Below are 16,788 nucleotides of genomic sequence, written 5' to 3'. Positions count from 1 at the left end.
TCTTTTACGTTTTTTACCGCTCGGCATAATAATAATTTTAAAATGTGTGTTAGTTATTTAATTCCTTAATATATCCATCAATGCGCTGACTGAATACAGGGTCAGGCATCATTTCTTTGCATTTCTGGTAAGCGTCGATAGCTTCCTTTTTCATGCCTAATTGCTTATAGCTTTCGGCTAAATAGAAAGTAGGTTCCAGTTCCTGCTTTTGCGCAAGCAGTGTTTTAAACCTGCTTACCGCTTTTTCATACTGACCCGATTTCATGGCGAACATACCTAAGTTAAGGTTAGCGTTCCAGTTTTTCGGGTCTTTTTTAACAACCTCAAGCAACAGCGCTATACCCTGCATAGGGCCTGCTGCGCCATTAACGTAAGCTATGCCCAACCCGGTTTTACCTTCAAGGCTTTCGGGTTGTAATTTCAAAGCATTTTGAAATGCTTCGGCAGCATCATTCACAAACGCAGGTTGAAATAAAGTATCCTGTGTAAGTTTATATGCATCATTAAAACGGTTACCTGCATTTATCCAGTCTTGTACCTTGTTTTGTTTACGGGCTAATGCCTGGTAGTAAAACGCTGCCGGTGCAGGCTGGTTAACATCGTCCCAGTGCTTGGCAAGCTGCGCTTGCAAAGATGGCGCATCTGCGTCTGATGCTTTTTTTAACTGGGCTTCAAGGTCATTGATCTTAGCCGCCAATGCATCCCCAATAGCTGCTTTGGCAGGGGCCGACACCATATCAACGGTAACATTAGCTGCCGGTTTAGCGGCGCCTGCAGAGGCGGCCATGGCCGGTTTGCCGTTTTTATCGTCTTTTGGTTTTACCAAACCTTTTACGGGCAACCAATACAAATAGCCCATAATAACAACTACGGCTGCACTAACGACTATTTGTTTTTTATTCATGATGGCTTATAATTATTTTTTGCTGGTTTTGTTACCTGACTTTACTTTCTCAACAAAAGTTTTAGCCGGCTTAAAGCTTGGCACAAAGTGCTCAGGGATAATGATGGCAGTATTTTTTGAAATGTTACGTGCTGTTTTCTTAGCTCTTTTTTTAACCACAAAGCTACCGAACCCTCTTACATATACGTTTTCGCCGCCAACCATTGAGCTTTTAACAACTTTGAAAAACGCCTCAACAGTTTCCTGCACGTCTACTTTCTCTATACCTGTTTTTGATGAGATTTCAGTTATAATTTCTGCCTTAGTCATATCTTATTTACTTAATTTAATTTTATAAATACTTAACTGTTTTGGGGTTGCAAAAGTATTGCTTTATCCGTTAACAGCGAAATATTTATCCGTTTTTTTTTGCTAGGGCCGTAAAACCTACATTTTCGTTACAATTTTGAGTATGAGAGGCTTATAAATTACTGGTTAAACATCAATTTGCCGGTGTAAAGAAGTGTGAAAAAAAGTGTGAAAATCTATCAATCCAACTGGTAGTAAAGGGCTTGTACTTTCACAGGTTAGTTGCCAATATTTTATCTTTTATTTTAAAATTTCAGATCCCCGGCCTCCCGGCTTTTCTCCTGGTTCCTGAATCTTGATTTCATATCTCCCCACCCTCCTCCCTCTTGTTGGTTCTTGATTGCCTGTCTCATGACTCTCCCTCTATGCCTCCTGCCCTCCTCTCTTGATTCCTGATTCTTGCCTTCTTGTTTCCTGCCTTCTTGTTTCTTAATTACTTTTACAACAATGAATTTTACCGACGAACTGGTACAATGGTACTTAAACAACAAACGAAACCTGCCCTGGCGCAATACTACCGATCCTTATGTGATCTGGCTATCCGAGATCATACTGCAGCAAACCCGGGTTGAACAGGGCATGCCATATTTTTATCGTTTCCTGGAAAAATATCCTGACGTAAGCAGTTTTGCCACTGCTCATGAAGATGAAATCCTGAAGCTGTGGCAGGGACTGGGTTACTACTCCAGGGGGCGCAACATGCTTAAAACAGCCCGGTTGGTACAGGAGCTCCATAACGGACGTTTCCCGGATAGCTATAATGAACTGATAAAACTAAAAGGCATTGGCGAATACACGGCCGCCGCCATCGCTTCGTTTGCGGCTAATGAAGCCAAAGCCGTGGTAGACGGTAACGTTTATCGTGTACTGGCGCGATACCTGGGTATCTATGAACCAATCAACTCAACCGGGGGTAAAAAAACATTTCAACAGGTTGCCAATGATTTTCTTAATAAGAAAATGCCGGGACTGCACAATCAGGCCATGATGGAGTTTGGCGCCATGCTGTGCAAACCTAAAAATCCGGCCTGTGGTATTTGCCCTGTCCGCCTGGGCTGCGTGGCCTTCAACACCAATGCTGTAGCCGCACTTCCGGTGAAATTAAAAACTGTAAAAGTACGTGAGCGCTTTTTTAATTATTTCCTGGTAACCAGCGGCGACACCATTTTGATGAACAAAAGGGGCGATAAAGACATCTGGGCCAATATGTTTGATTTGCCTATGGTAGAAACAAGCTCACTTTTAACCCTGACAGCGCTATTGAAACAACCCGAAGTTTTAGCTTTTTTTGGTGATGATATTGAAGCTACTGAAATCTCGCCGGTGCATAAACACATCCTTACCCATCAGCGGCTTTTTGTAAGGCTGATAAAAATTGAAAACCAGCCCCTTAAAACGCACGAAAACTGGGTTAAAATCAACGTTCAGAACCTGCCGGAGTTAGCTTTACCAAAAATCATTTTTATATTATTAAAAAATATTTTTAATTTGTAAAATAATTTTGCGTTAATTTATGGCATGTCTGGAATAAACAAAGTAATACTCGTTGGCCACTTAGGCAAAGACCCTGAAGTGCGGAATTTAGAAGGTGGCGTATCTGTTACGAGTTTCCCTTTAGCTACTTCCGAAACTTTTAACAAAGATGGCCGCAAGGTTGAACAAACCGAATGGCATAATATTGTAATGTGGCGGGGACTGGCAGAAGTAGCGGCCAGGTTTCTTTCAAAAGGGAAGCTGGTTTATATTGAGGGCAAACTCCGCACCCGCTCATTTGAGGATAAGGAAGGTATAAAAAAATATACTACCGAAATTGTGGCCGAAAACTTCACTATGCTTGGCCGCAAGAGTGATTTTGATACCGAGCCGTTAAAATCACCCTCAAAAAATGGGGACTCATTTATAGATCATTTAAATGCCGAAGACTATTAAATTACCGATACTTACTAAAACATCCCAAAGAAAAAATGCCGGTAACACTTGTCACTGGCATTTTTCATATCCCGCGGAATTATAAATCGGTTATTGCTTAAAATAGTTCACACCCTGCGGCGCGGTACAATCGTCGGCCGGTCCGCATATATATGTCAACGTAAGTACATTCCCTCCGGCATTTAAAACCATAGTGTAGTTCGCCGTTACCGCAATGACGTTGCTAACCGCCGCCAGTTCGGAAACCGGACCAAAAGCATTGTTTTTATTTTGATAATCGGTTATATCATACAAGGTTAACACCGAATTCTGGATCTTATACTTTCCAACCCTTTTTGACGCTGTTCCGATAAGCTTTTTGGAAACCGAGTCGATACTGGTCACCGTACCTTCAAATGTGTGATCGGTTTTAAAATCGTATTCATATTGTGTCCATTGTTTTGAAAAAGCAGCAGGAACAATCCATTTTCCGGATATGTTTAGCTCGCTGTTTGTTACTGTCTCTTTATGACAGCCCCAAAACGCGGTTACTAAAACAATAGCTAACAAGCCTAACACTTTGGCAGGATTCGTAATTTGTTTCATATCAATGATTACGCTTAAAAAAAGCATAATGATACAGCAGCATATTCTTTTTCCCGGCAAACGCAAAGCCCTCATATAATGGACTATATGAGGGCTTTGCCTGTTAATATATTATCTTCCTCCCGGAGGGCATTTAGCTTTCAGATACTGTGTAAATAACGTGCGCAAATGCTGTGTTGTACCTTCGCCTTCCGATATCGAGTGCGTACGGTTAGGGTATGACATCAGCTGGAACTGCCTGTTGTATTTCACCAGTTCATCAATCAGCAGCTCGGCATTTTTGTAATGCACATTATCATCGCCCGTGCCATGAATGTAAAGCAGGTTGCCTTTCAAATTCTTAGCATAAGTAACCGGCGAACCTTTGGTAAACACTGCACGACCTGCATCATCGGTTGGTACGCCCATATAGCGCTCCTGGTAAATGTTATCATAAGTAAGCTGGTTGCCTACGGCCGCTACCGCTATCCCTGTTTTATAAATATCTCCATACTGGAACATCAGGTTAAGGGTTGATGAACCGCCGCCGCTCCAGCCGTGCACTGCTATACGGGCGGAATCGACAAATGGCCATTTAATGATCTCTTTGGCAGCCATAGCCTGATCGCGGATATTGATGATCCCTATGTTCTTGTAAATAGCCTTGCGCCAGGCTGTGCCTTTAGGGGCAGGGGCGCCACGGCCTTCAACCGACATGTAAATATACCCGTCATCGGCCATGCTGCCTTCATACAGCCTGTTACGACCTGTTCCCCAGGTATCCGTTACGGTTTGTCCGGCCGGTTCGCCATAAACGGTAAACAGTACCGGGTATTTTTTATTTGGGTCGAAATTGGTTGGCTTTACCATCCAGCCGTCCATTTCAATGCCATCAACAGTTTTTACTTTGAAAAACTCGGGTTTATTTTTAGCGTTTTTATCAACGGCTATTACAGTACCGCCGATATGTTTATGAGCGGGCAAACTGATCACCTCGCTTTGAGGGTGGGTATAGCTGTTGCTGAAATTATGCAGCGCAACCTTGCCATTCGGCGAAATATCATAGCTATGCGTCCCCGGTTCATCAGCAGGCGAAACACGCTCGGCCGTGCCGCCGCTTAATTTTATTTTGTAAAGATATTTCTGTGTAGCATTATCCGGCGAAGCGATGAAGTATACATAACCCAAAGCTTCGTCGATCATGTCGATGCCGATCACATCATAGTTGCCTTTGGTGATCAGGCTTTCTTTGCCTTCGCGGGTTATTTTATACAAATGGCGCCAGCCATCCTTTTCGCTCAGCCATAAAAAGCTTTTACCTTTTTCAATCCAGCCCCAGCCTACCGGGTCGCCGCCGGCTACACGCGCTTTAACGTCAATCCATGAATCGTTGTGTTCTTCGCGAATTACACGGGTGGTACCGTTTGACACGTTGCCTATAAACACGCGGCTTTCATTTTGCGCACGGTTTAGTTGTTCAAGAATAACTTCGTTTGAGTTATCGGCCCATTCCATATTGGGGATGTAGTGCTGCACAGCATCGCCGGGCACATTGATCCAGGTAGTTGTACCGGTAGCGGTGTTAACAACGCCCACTTTACATGAGCTTGGATCTTCGCCCGCAACAGGGTACTCAACCGGCACAACATAGGGATAAACCGAATCGGTAGTGTTCAGCATCAAATAGGTTTTGATCTTGCTGGCGTCTAATTGCCAGTACGCAATTGATTTGCTATCCGGCGACCAGCGGAAACCATCGCGGCAGCCAAACTCTTCCTCATAAGCCCAGTCAAAAGTACCGTTGATAAGCGTTTGGGTACCATCGGTAGTTAATTGTTTTACTGTGCCATCGGCGAGGTCTTCCATGTAGATATTATGCCCGCTTACGTAAGCAGCTTTACTGCCATCGGGCGAAAATTTAGCGAACATCAGTGATGATGCCGGCAGGTTTTTACCCAACTGCCAAAGTTTTTTGGTGTTTGAATCATAAACCCAGTAATCGCCGCGGGTATCATAACGCCATACTTTTTTGGTATTGGTATTAATGAGCACTTTTTTGTTATCATCGCTCACCGTAAACCTTTTAACACTGATAGGCGCTTTGCCTGCAGGTGTCAATTCTTCTTTGGTAATAAAAACAGTTTTTTTGGAGGTATCGCGGGCATCAATCATGATGATCTGCCCGCCGGTTATGCGGTAATACTGATAGCCGTCTTTTGTCCAGTTAACGGCAGCCCGTTGCGCCCGGGCCGTATTTTGCAGTAAGATTAACAATAGCGCAGTAAGGAAAAATAATCCCGAACGGTAAAATTTCATATACATTTAGTTTGAATTAATAGAGCGGCGTTATTTTTATTTATTAAATAACGTCACTGTAAATTTTGCGTTAAATTAGCACAATAAAGAACTCTAAAGCCCTCTGTAATGAAAAAAATACCTCTATTGCTCGCTGCCTGCATGTTATTTTTCGCATCGGTAAACGCCCAGCGGGCCGACAGGAGCAAATTCATTAAAGACAGTTTAGACCTATATATCAGCAAGGCCTTAACCAACTGGCGCGTGCCAGGCATAGCTGTTTGTATTGTGAAAGATAACAAGGTTGTGCTGATGAAAGGTTATGGCATTAAAGAGCTTGGCCTCATGAACAAAGTTGATGAAAATACCCTGTTTATGATAGGCAGCAATACCAAGGCTTTCACGGCAACAGCGCTTGCCATGCTGGAGGCAAACAAAAAACTGTCATTAGATGATAAGGTAACCAAATACATACCTGAATTTAAACTGGAAGACAAAAACGCAAGCGACCAGGTAATAGTGCGCGACCTCCTTTGCCACCGCCTCGGCTTCCGGACCTTCCAGGGCGATTTTACTTTTTACAATACCAACCTTACCCGCCAGGAGGTAATTCAGCGTTTGGGCAAGCTTAAAGCTACCTATCCGTTCCGCACACGCTGGGGATATACCAACGCCGCATTTTTAACGGCCGGCGAGATCATTCCGAAGGTTACCAACGGGCACTCATGGGAAGCTTACTTAAAGGAAGCCATTTTTGCACCACTGGGCATGGGCAATACTTTGGCCCTAAGCAAGGATTTGCCAACATCCTTAAACCGCACGGTGCCGCATACTATTGTCGACGGCAGGCTTACGCCAATCCCTTATTGCCAGATAGATGGGATCGCACCTGCGGGATCTATCAGCTCGTCGGTAAATGACATGAGCAAATGGGCACTTGCTTTACTGAACGATGGTAAGGTTGGGCAGCGCCAGGTGATCCCTTCCGCAGCCATCCAGGCAACACGTGTGCCGCAGGATATTGTGAGTAGTGTTCATCATATGAACGGCGAAAATAACTTTGAGCTTTATGGCTTAGGCTGGTTTATCCAGGACTACTCGGGCCACAGGCTGGTGATGCACGATGGCGGGGTTAACGGCTATTTGTCGTCAGTAACGCTTTCGCCGCAGGATAACCTGGGCATCATCATATTAACCAATACCGATCAGAACCAGTTGTTTGAGGCCCTGCGCTGGGATATTTTAGATGCTTACTTCAAACAACCTTTCCGCAATTACAGCGAAGGTTATTTAAAACAATACAAAGCCAATATCGCAACCGAACAGGCCGAAGATAAAAAGCTGAGGGATTCTGTACTGTTAAACCCCAAACCAATGTTGCTGCCAAACAAATACATTGGCAAGTACAGCAACGATTTTTATGGCAACATGGAGGTTACCCAGGGCGAGGGCAACAATCTTGAAATGCGCTTTGAGCATCACCCTAAAATGTATGCCTTGCTAAAACCACTTGGCGGTAACCGCTTTTATGTAACCTTTTCTGATCCTACACTGGGGAAAGCTGTATTTCCGTTCATGGTACAAAACGGCGAGGTTACGGGAGTACGCGTAAAAGTGGCTGATTTTGTAGAGCGGGGCGCGTATGATTTTAAGAAGAATTAAAGCAGGGTTAAATAAGATAAAGATGAGCTAACAAAAGCGTGGGATTGTGCGGCTCCCCTCTTGAGAGGGGCGAAGGGGTGTGTCTCTGCTTTGATAAGCTAATTACATAAACACACCCCTGCTAACGCTCTCCCCTTCGCGCCCCCTCTCAAGAGGGGATTTGAAAATTTAAAAATCTCACATAAAAAAGCGGGATAATTTTTCCCGAAAGAAAAACTATCCCGCTGAAAATATTTAAGCACTAAGCCGCTTATTGCAGCACAATCTTACGGATACGGTTGTTATAATAGTCGGCTACGTAAACATTGTTGCCGGCATCAACTGTAATACCCTGCGGCGAGTTAAAGATCCCTGCAGTGCCCACACCTTCCGCGAACCCGCTTGTTCCGTTACCGGCAATTACTTTTAACACTTTATCCCTGGTGATCTCCAGGATCCTGCCATTCTGGTCGGCTATGAAGAGGTTCCCGCTTTTATCAAACGCAATGGCCGACGGGTTGCCAACAACTCCGGTCCGTTTATTACCGCCAACAAAAGTAGTAACAACACCCGCCGGGGTTATTTTACGAATGGCATGATTAAGCGTTTCGGCTACATATATATTATTATTGGCATCAATAGCTATGCCGTTGGGCTTATTAAAAGTAGCGCTGGTTGCGGTTGCATTATCCAGGTAGCTCGCACCCCTGCTGCCTGCAAATGTGGTAACAACACCCGCCGGTGTTATTTTGCGGATCAGGTTATTGCCCATATCGGCCACAAAAATATTTCCGGAGCCATCAATTGCTAACCCGCGCGGACTGTTAAACGTTGCTTTGGTGCCTGTACCATCGGCATATCCGGCATCGCCGCTGCCTGCAAAAGTGCTTACCACACCTGCCGGGGTAATTTTACGGATATTATTATTGCCATAATCGGCTACATAAATATTGCCCGTTGCATCGGTAACCAAACTTTGCGGAGCATAAAACTGTGCGGTGGCTATAGGGCCGTCAACATAACCAATGCTACCGTTGCCGGAAAGTGTAGTGACATCTCCTGCCGTAGTAACTTTGCGTATGGCACTGTTAAATGAATCGGCTACATAAATATTGCCGTCGGTACCTACGGTTATCCCCTGCGGACTGTTGAAAAGAGCGGCGCCGCCCAAACCGTCAACAAAGTCGGCCGTGGTATTACCGGCCAATGTGCTAACTGTGCCCCCTGTTGATGTTGTACCATCGCCGGTGGTAAACTGCACCACTTTACCGTAGCCTGTACCCGCGCTGTTTACAGCATATGCCCGTGCATAATAAGTTGTTTTAGGGCTTAAGCCGGTAAGTTTTGTAGTATAGGCGTACACAATTACCGTGTCGGTGGTTTTCTTATCGGCAGTGGTGGGAGTTTGATTGGTGGCGCTGTAACAGATACCGTAGCTGCTCAGGCTCACGTCAGTCGATCCATTAAATAAACCGCCTGTATAGGCTATGGTTCCACTTTCGGTAGTCACCACATCCATTGTGGTTAAATCAGGCACGGTTACGGGTGTAACGTTTCCTTTTTTACCACAGCTTGTGCCGGCCAAAGCAACGGCAAATAAAATTGTTTTGGTAAAGCTCTTTTTCACGAGTTAGTTTAAAAGTTATATGTAGTAAGTAAGCAAAATTAACTTATCAATACGTAGCAAATTACTTTAAAGTAACATTTTAACAAATATTAACATACTTATTACTTACCAAAAGGCTCCGCCGCCCTGCAAACACAAATAAAACCGGTCAACTGCTTCCACACGGGGGCAAAATCATCAAAATCCGGCAACATTTTTGGTGTATACCTGTTATTAATTTACTATGAAACTCATAACGCTGTTCATATCCATTTTGATAGCCAATACAGCTATTGCGCAAAAACATGTACCACTGCCCCACGGAATGATATTTGGCGAAAAGCCCGACACGATAGCTTTAATGCCCGCCTCCAAACTGGAAGCTTTTATGGGTAAAAAAACACGGATCACTACGGCCGTTAGCGGCAGGGTTATTAAAGTAACCAAAGAAAAAGGCGGCTGGTTTGAAATGGATGCGGGTAACAACCGGGTTATAACGGCCCATTTCACCAATGCAGGGATAAACCTCCCCCGACAATTGGCGGGCCGTACGGTAATCATTTCAGGAATAGCGGCCAAACAATTTATTGCCGATGACCTGCAGCACATGGCCGGCGATACGGTTAGCGGCAAAAACCAGCATAAGATAAATACCAACCCCGGCCGAAAGGTTAGCTTTGAAGTAAAAGGATTAATGGTAGATAAATAAAGCTATTCAAGCCGGATAAACACCTACCCGTTTGTTACAATGAGCTGCCTTAATTTTTCAGAAACCTCGTTTTTGTTTATGGTAGATGCATCGCGACGGCATTTTAGATAATGCTCCCGGGCAATTTTTTCGGCCAGGTCGCCGATGGTTTTTACATGCATCTCTTTGCCAAAACGTCCCGCGAGTTTTAAACCCATCCCGGCTATTACCATACCGGCAATACCTATGGCCAGGTAATAAAAGGCCAGAACAAAGCTAACCACCAATATCATGGAAAACAGGTTAACTATCCATTGCTTGGGCTGAAGCAACCGGATCTGGAAACCCATCTCTTCTTCAATAGCGGCCACAGCCTCAATACGGCTATCGCGCGGAAAAAGATCAGCGAGTTTGGTTTGGGGCTTTATGATATCTTTATCATACCCCGATGATGTATTGATGGCATTACGGAGTTTGTAAAACGCCTGCTGTGTGGTACAGCCATCATTTGTTTTTTTTACCTTTTCAACAACAACGTCGCAAAGTTTACCAAAGTTTTGCACATCGTTTACCGATGTATCGTTTAAACTGATGTTAAATGATTTTTCAATTTTCACTAAAACATCATCCATATCTTCAGGATCAACACTCTTCAGGTTGATTTCCTGACCATTAGCCGTATTAACTTTCAATCTATAGCAACTAAATACAACAATAGTGAACCTGCAATTAGGGCTGCAGGTTCACGTTATTAGCAATTAAACTACAAAGGCTGCAATTTAATGTTTTAATTATTTACTCAAATACATTGATTTCTCTTTGTACAAGTGCCTGAAGTATGGATCCTGCAGGTTAGGGATAAAGCGGATAGCCTCACCTGTCGATTTCATTTCAGGGCCAAGCTCCTTGGTAACTTCAGGGAACTTATCAAATGAGAATACCGGTTCTTTGATGGCATAACCCCAAAGCTTGCGTTCGATGGTAAAGTCGCTCAGCTTATTGGCTTCAAGCATAACCTTTGTGGCTATGTTGATGTATGGCACATCGTAAGCTTTGGCGATGAAAGGCACCGTACGTGAAGCACGCGGGTTTGCCTCGATCACATACACCTTATCATCCTTAACCGCGAATTGTATGTTCAGCAAACCGCGTACGTTAAGCGCTTTTGCTATTTTTTTAGTATATTCTTCTATCTGGTGGATTACATTGTCCGACAGATCGAACGGAGGCAATACAGCGAATGAATCGCCCGAGTGGATGCCTGCAGGCTCAATGTGTTCCATGATCCCTACAATATGTACATCCTCACCATCGCTGATCGAATCAGACTCAGCCTCAGCGGCACGGTCAAGAAAGTGGTCGATCAGTACACGGTTGCCAGGCAGGTTGCGCAGTAAGCTTACCACGGCTTTCTCCAGGTCTTCGTCATTGATCACGATGCTCATGCCCTGGCCACCTAATACGTAGCTTGGCCTTACCAACACCGGATAACCAACTTTGTGAGCAACTTCAAGTGCTTCTTCAGCGCTCTCAGCTACACCGTATTTTGGATATGGAATGTCAAGGTCTTTCAGCAGGTCGGAGAAACGGCCGCGGTCTTCCGCGATGTCCATGTCATTGAATGATGTGCCAATGATTCGGATACCGTGCTCGTGCATTTTCTCGGCCATTTTAAGGGCTGTTTGGCCACCCAGCTGAACAATTACCCCATAAGGTTTTTCAAGCTCGATGATTTCGCGTACATGCTCCCAGTAAACAGGCTCAAAGTACAGCTTATCGGCCATGTTAAAGTCGGTTGATACAGTTTCAGGGTTACAGTTAACCATGATGGCTTCAAAACCTGCTTCCTTGGCTGCAAGCAAGCCGTGCACACAACTGTAGTCGAACTCGATACCCTGGCCAATACGGTTAGGGCCCGAGCCTAATACGATGATCTTTTTCCTGTCAGATGCTACCGACTCGTTTTCGCCTTCATAGCTTGAATAGTAGTATGGAGTTTTAGCAGGGAACTCGGCAGCGCAGGTATCCACCATTTTGTAAACGCGGTGCATGCCTAAAGCCTTACGGCGCTGGTACACATCTTCCTCGGTAACGTTGCCTAAAATGTGGGCTATCTGCACGTCAGAGAAACCTTTTTGTTTCAGGGTGTACAGGAATTCTTCGGGAACGTTGTTCAATGAATAACGGCGAAGCTCTGTTTCAAGGTTAACCAGCTCCTGGATCTGGTTCAGGAACCAGCGGTCGATCTTGGTTACTTTACGTACCGACTCGATTGGCACACCAAGGCTCAGGGCATCATAGATGTGGAATAACCTGTCCCAGCTTGGATGCTCAAGACTGGCCATGATCTCTTCGAGGTTGCGGCTCTGACGACCGTCGGCGCCTAAACCGGCACGACCGATCTCCAGGCTTTGGCAGGCTTTCTGCAAGGCTTCTGTAAAGCTGCGGCCAATGCCCATCACCTCACCTACCGATTTCATCTGCAGGCCAAGTTCTCTGTTAGCGCCTTTGAACTTATCGAAGTTCCAGCGAGGTATTTTAACGATCACATAATCCAAAGTAGGCTCAAAATAAGCCGAGGTTGTTTTGGTGATCTGGTTTTCAATTTCATCAAGGTTGTAACCTATCGCCAGCTTGGCAGCAATTTTAGCGATTGGGTAACCGGTAGCTTTTGAAGCAAGCGCTGATGAGCGTGATACACGAGGATTGATCTCGATAGCGATGATCGCTTCATCAGCAGGGTTTACCGAGAACTGAACGTTACAACCGCCGGCAAAGTTGCCGATGGCGCGCATCATCTTGATAGCCTGGTTACGCATTTCCTGGTAGCAACGATCGCTCAGGGTCATGGCAGGGGCTACAGTGATCGAGTCGCCGGTGTGGATACCCATCGGATCAAAGTTCTCGATAGAGCAGATAATGATCACGTTGTCGTTGCTATCGCGCAGCAATTCCAATTCGTACTCTTTCCAGCCTAATACTGCCTGTTCAACCAATACCTCGTGGGTTGGTGAAGCCTGTAAGCCACGGTTAAGGGCAGCGTCGAAATCTTCTTTTTTGTGAACGAAACCCGCGCCTTTACCACCCAGTGTATAGCTTGGGCGAATAACCAGCGGGAAGCCAATTTCCTGCGCGCCTTCTTTACCTTCAAGGAAAGAGTTGGCGATCTTTGATTTGGCCACCCCTACGCCGATGTCAACCATCAGCTGGCGGAAAGCCTCGCGGTTTTCGGTTTTTTCAATGGCGGCAATATCTACACCGATAACTTTAACGCCATATTTTTCCCATATGCCGCGTTCAGACGCTTCGATACAAAGGTTCAACGCGGTTTGACCGCCCATGGTAGGCAGCACAGCGTCTATCTGCTGTTCGGTTAAAATTTTCTCAATGCTTTCGCAGGTGAGCGGCAGAAGGTAAACATGATCGCTGATAACTTTATCCGTCATGATAGTTGCCGGATTGCTGTTAATAATAGAAACGGAGATGCCTTCTTCTTTTAACGAGAGAGCGGCTTGTGAGCCGGAATAATCAAATTCGCAAGCCTGGCCGATAATGATTGGGCCGGAGCCAATGATCAGAACGGATTTGATGGAGGTGTCTTTGGGCATAGGGCTTTTTTTAAGTCAAAAGTTCTAAGTCAAAAGTCAAAGGCATTTAGGCCTTTAAACGGTTTTTCCTATGCGCTGAAAGCCAAGAAATCCCGACTTCAGCGTCGGGGTGCAAAGATAGAGTTTTAACAAACACCATTCATGTTTTTTTTCATATTTAATATTGTCGCAATAACACCCGGCATTTTTTAAGTTTAGGGGCACATTTTCTTAAAACAATAGGCTTACTATTTCCGTAAAATCTCACTATATTTACTTACAGCCCGGCCTGTAATTTCCAATTGAACCTGTAATTGCGCCAGGGCGCAATACTTTATATTTTAAGGACTATGATAAAGAAGCCTGTTTTTCCGTTGCTTGCGGCTATTTTATTTTGGGGCAGCTGTGCTATGCTGCAATCAGTTGTTAAATCAACATTCCCGTATACCGCCACTATGGTTATTCCGGCATCGGCCAAAGTTGATGAACCTGAAACCGCAATAAGCACGGGTAACAGCTTTGACCAGGATTTTACTAAAGATGGCAACAATGCCAGCAGGATAAGCGAGGTACGCATCATATCAGCCAAACTGCAGTCGAGCGACCCATCAGATTATAACATTGGCAATATAGCGTCATTAAGGGTATACATGGCTAAAAACGATGGCAGCGAAGAGGTGATGGTGGCCATACGTAAAGATATCCAACCCAACGCCGGCAACAGCATAGTACTTGACATTGACAACTCACACTTTTTAGACGAACTGGTGCGGCAGCCAAGCGTACGCATCCGGATGGTTTATCGCCTGCGTAAAGCTGCGGCAACTGATGCCAGCCTGAAAGTATCGTTGGGAATTGGATCGTACCCGGCCAATTAAACCGGGGATCTTACAAAAAATTTACCTGATCAATTTATTATCTGAATCGGGGAATATCAAAATTGGCTCATAATTCCGGGCTTCTTCAACCTCCATGTAGGCGTATGACATAATGATCACGATATCGCCAACCTGTGCCAGGCGGGCAGTAGCGCCGTTAAGGCATACGGTGCCTGTTCCGCGTTCGCCTTTGATAACATAGGTTTCAAAGCGGGCGCCGTTATTATTGTTCACTATCTGAACCTTTTCGTTGGGGATGATATTTGCAGCCTCAATCAGGTCTTCATCAATAGTGATACTGCCCACATAATTCAACTCCGCCTGCGTTACCTTAACCCGGTGAATTTTGGACTTTAATATTTCAATTATCATGGCGCAAAGTTAGGAATAAATTTAGTCGATAGTCCATAGTCGATAGTCCATAGATTGTAAAAGATTTTCCATCGGCCGGATAACCAGTCTACCAAAGCATCCATGGACTATCGACTATGGGCTATCGACTAAGAAATCAACACATTATCAATCAATCTTGTTTTACCTACGCGTGCTGCAACAAGGGCAACAATAGTTTCGGATGCAGGGGCGGCATGATGCAGTGTTTTGCCATCGGCTATCTCAAAATACTCCAGCTCAACGCCGGGTTCGCTGCTGATCATTTGAGCTGCCTGCTGCTGCAGGGTGTCAATTTTGTTGATATCGAAGTTGTCCTTAACCCGGTTAAGGGCTTTGGAAAGAATGAGCGAGTGTTCCCTGTCATACGGGGTAAGGTGGATGTTCCTTGAGCTCATGGCCAGGCCGTCGGGCTCACGCTCAATCGGGCACATCACCAGCTTAACGGGCATCTCCAACACCTCAACCATTTTACTGATCACCATAAACTGCTGATAATCCTTCTGCCCAAAAAAAGCGATATCGGGCTTCACAATATTGAACAGCTTATTCACTACCTGAGTAACTCCCTGGTAATGTCCGGGCCTGAATTTTCCTTCCAGCAGGTATTCCAGATCGCCCATGTCAAAATGCCATTTTTCATTATCAGCATACATCTCGGTAACCTGCGGATTAAACAAAATATCGCAGTTAACTTCTTCCAGGCGGCGGATATCATCTGTTATAGGGCGGGGGTATTTTTCAAGGTCCTTAGGATCGTTAAACTGTGTAGGGTTTACAAAAATACTGCAAACAACCTGGGTGCTTTGCTGCTTTGCCAGTTCAATTAAACCCAGGTGCCCTTTATGCAATGCGCCCATGGTTGGTACAAAGCCAATTACTTTTACCGGCTTACGGTTAAAATAATCGGTTATTTCATTTTTAGTGCTGAATATTTTCAACGTAATAGGTGTTACAAAATTTGGCAAAGGTGTACAATTGCTTAAAAATAACCAAAAGTTACTTGCATAATTCGTTGGCAGTTTATATAATATTAGTTATATTTGCAAACTCAAATTTTTTGACTTCTTTACATTTTAAATACTGATTTAGTGATGGGTAAATCTAAGCTTTTGTTTATAACTCATGAAATGTCCCCTTTCCTTGAACTCACAAAAATTGCTGAAATAACACGCCAACTTCCGCAGGCCATGCAGGAGAAAGGTTACGAGATCCGTATCCTTATGCCGCGTTTCGGCAATATCAATGAGCGCAGGAACAGGCTTCATGAAGTGATCAGGTTGTCGGGTATGAATATTATTATCGACGATAATGATAACCCGCTGATCATCAAAGTAGCATCTATCCCGGCGGCGCGTATGCAGGTGTATTTTCTGGATAATGAAGAATATTTTCAGCGTAAGCATGTGTTTGCAGACAAGGAAGGTAAATTTTACGCCGACAATGACGAGCGTATGATTTTCTTTTGCAAAGGTGCATTAGAAACTGTTAAAAAATTAGGCTGGGCACCGGATGTGATCCATTGTCATGGCTGGATGAGCGCGCTTGTGCCTGCTTATCTGAAAACAACCTACAAAGACGATCCTACATTTAAGCACTCAAAAATCATTTACTCTATTTATGAAAATGATTTTAAAGAGCAATTGCACAATGACTTTGCTACCAAAGCCATCATGAGCAATATGAACGAGCAACATGTGGAGCCTTACAAAGGCGGTACCAATTCGGCGCTGTATGCCGGTGCAATCCACTACTCAGATGGTATTGTTTTGGGCAGCCCTGATATTGATGCAGATGTGTTAAATAATGTTAAAAACAGCAATAAATCGGTTTTAGAATTTGATTCTACCGCAGATTTCGAAAATTATTACAATTTTTACGACGAAATTACCAACGACGAATTGGTGGATGTTGCATAAGACTTAATATTATATATGAAATTTTTCCGATTAGACTTA

The 16,788-nt window shown here is 44.5% G+C and carries 15 protein-coding genes; 6 read left to right on the top strand and 9 right to left on the bottom strand.

Annotated elements, in window-relative coordinates; genetic code table 11:
- Positions 1 to 49: 49 nt before the first annotated feature.
- Together ACEN82_RS27070 and ACEN82_RS27065 are read right to left on the bottom strand one after the other, a co-directional pair.
- The gene (locus ACEN82_RS27070) at positions 50 to 904 is read right to left on the bottom strand and encodes a tetratricopeptide repeat protein (RefSeq protein WP_413322227.1); all 855 of its coding nucleotides are present in this window, start codon (positions 902 to 904) and stop codon (positions 50 to 52) included.
- 12 nt (positions 905 to 916) lie between these two features.
- A complete protein-coding gene (locus ACEN82_RS27065; protein ID WP_090534644.1) occupies positions 917 to 1,213 on the bottom strand; it encodes an HU family DNA-binding protein in 297 nt (98 codons plus the stop codon).
- Between the two features lie 486 nt (positions 1,214 to 1,699).
- On the opposite strand from ACEN82_RS27065, the gene mutY reads away from it, so the two are divergent.
- Together mutY and ACEN82_RS27055 are read left to right on the top strand one after the other, a co-directional pair.
- Positions 1,700 to 2,746: an A/G-specific adenine glycosylase gene (mutY, locus tag ACEN82_RS27060; RefSeq protein WP_413322226.1), complete on the top strand. Its 1,047-nt coding sequence runs from the start codon at positions 1,700 to 1,702 to the stop codon at positions 2,744 to 2,746.
- Positions 2,747 to 2,770: 24 nt separating this feature from the next.
- On the top strand, positions 2,771 to 3,181 hold the full coding sequence (locus ACEN82_RS27055) for a single-stranded DNA-binding protein (RefSeq protein ID WP_090534639.1): 411 nt from the start codon (positions 2,771 to 2,773) through the stop codon (positions 3,179 to 3,181).
- Positions 3,182 to 3,271: 90 nt separating this feature from the next.
- Here the strand turns inward: ACEN82_RS27055 and ACEN82_RS27050 are convergent, their stop codons facing one another.
- Both ACEN82_RS27050 and ACEN82_RS27045 read right to left on the bottom strand, forming a co-directional pair.
- Complete coding sequence (locus ACEN82_RS27050; protein ID WP_413322225.1) at positions 3,272 to 3,766, bottom strand: hypothetical protein; 495 nt, start codon at positions 3,764 to 3,766, stop codon at positions 3,272 to 3,274.
- A gap of 111 nt (positions 3,767 to 3,877) precedes the next feature.
- Positions 3,878 to 6,061, bottom strand: coding sequence for a S9 family peptidase (locus ACEN82_RS27045; protein WP_413322224.1), 2,184 nt, complete (start codon positions 6,059 to 6,061; stop codon positions 3,878 to 3,880).
- 108 nt (positions 6,062 to 6,169) lie between these two features.
- Between ACEN82_RS27045 and ACEN82_RS27040 the strand changes: the two genes are divergently transcribed.
- Positions 6,170 to 7,702: a serine hydrolase gene (locus tag ACEN82_RS27040; RefSeq protein ID WP_413322223.1), complete on the top strand. Its 1,533-nt coding sequence runs from the start codon at positions 6,170 to 6,172 to the stop codon at positions 7,700 to 7,702.
- Between the two features lie 250 nt (positions 7,703 to 7,952).
- Here the strand turns inward: ACEN82_RS27040 and ACEN82_RS27035 are convergent, their stop codons facing one another.
- Positions 7,953 to 9,308 carry an NHL repeat-containing protein gene (locus ACEN82_RS27035; RefSeq protein WP_413322222.1) on the bottom strand — a complete coding sequence of 452 codons (1,356 nt, stop codon included), beginning with the start codon at positions 9,306 to 9,308 and terminating at the stop codon, positions 7,953 to 7,955.
- 223 nt (positions 9,309 to 9,531) lie between these two features.
- On the opposite strand from ACEN82_RS27035, the gene ACEN82_RS27030 reads away from it, so the two are divergent.
- A complete protein-coding gene (locus ACEN82_RS27030; protein WP_413322221.1) occupies positions 9,532 to 9,996 on the top strand; it encodes a DUF4920 domain-containing protein in 465 nt (154 codons plus the stop codon).
- A gap of 23 nt (positions 9,997 to 10,019) precedes the next feature.
- On the opposite strand, the gene ACEN82_RS27025 is transcribed toward ACEN82_RS27030, so the two are convergent.
- Together ACEN82_RS27025 and carB are read right to left on the bottom strand one after the other, a co-directional pair.
- On the bottom strand, positions 10,020 to 10,667 hold the full coding sequence (locus ACEN82_RS27025; protein ID WP_413322220.1) for a hypothetical protein: 648 nt from the start codon (positions 10,665 to 10,667) through the stop codon (positions 10,020 to 10,022).
- 99 nt (positions 10,668 to 10,766) lie between these two features.
- Positions 10,767 to 13,583 carry a carbamoyl-phosphate synthase large subunit gene (carB, locus tag ACEN82_RS27020; RefSeq protein WP_413322219.1) on the bottom strand — a complete coding sequence of 939 codons (2,817 nt, stop codon included), beginning with the start codon at positions 13,581 to 13,583 and terminating at the stop codon, positions 10,767 to 10,769.
- A 329-nt stretch (positions 13,584 to 13,912) separates the two neighbouring features.
- On the opposite strand from carB, the gene ACEN82_RS27015 reads away from it, so the two are divergent.
- The gene (locus ACEN82_RS27015; protein ID WP_413322218.1) at positions 13,913 to 14,440 is read left to right on the top strand and encodes a hypothetical protein; all 528 of its coding nucleotides are present in this window, start codon (positions 13,913 to 13,915) and stop codon (positions 14,438 to 14,440) included.
- A gap of 21 nt (positions 14,441 to 14,461) precedes the next feature.
- Here the strand turns inward: ACEN82_RS27015 and panD are convergent, their stop codons facing one another.
- Together panD and panC are read right to left on the bottom strand one after the other, a co-directional pair.
- On the bottom strand, positions 14,462 to 14,812 hold the full coding sequence (panD, locus tag ACEN82_RS27010; protein ID WP_413322217.1) for an aspartate 1-decarboxylase: 351 nt from the start codon (positions 14,810 to 14,812) through the stop codon (positions 14,462 to 14,464).
- Positions 14,813 to 14,940: 128 nt separating this feature from the next.
- Positions 14,941 to 15,771, bottom strand: coding sequence for a pantoate--beta-alanine ligase (gene panC / locus ACEN82_RS27005; RefSeq protein ID WP_495644052.1), 831 nt, complete (start codon positions 15,769 to 15,771; stop codon positions 14,941 to 14,943).
- Between the two features lie 153 nt (positions 15,772 to 15,924).
- On the opposite strand from panC, the gene ACEN82_RS27000 reads away from it, so the two are divergent.
- Positions 15,925 to 16,749: a glycogen/starch synthase gene (locus tag ACEN82_RS27000; protein ID WP_091175730.1), complete on the top strand. Its 825-nt coding sequence runs from the start codon at positions 15,925 to 15,927 to the stop codon at positions 16,747 to 16,749.
- Positions 16,750 to 16,788 lie beyond the last annotated feature (39 nt).

Source organism: Mucilaginibacter sp. Mucisp73, assembly GCF_059491465.1.
The sequence above is the reverse complement of the archived record's forward strand: the minus strand, read 5'-3'. Positions and strand labels throughout refer to the sequence as shown.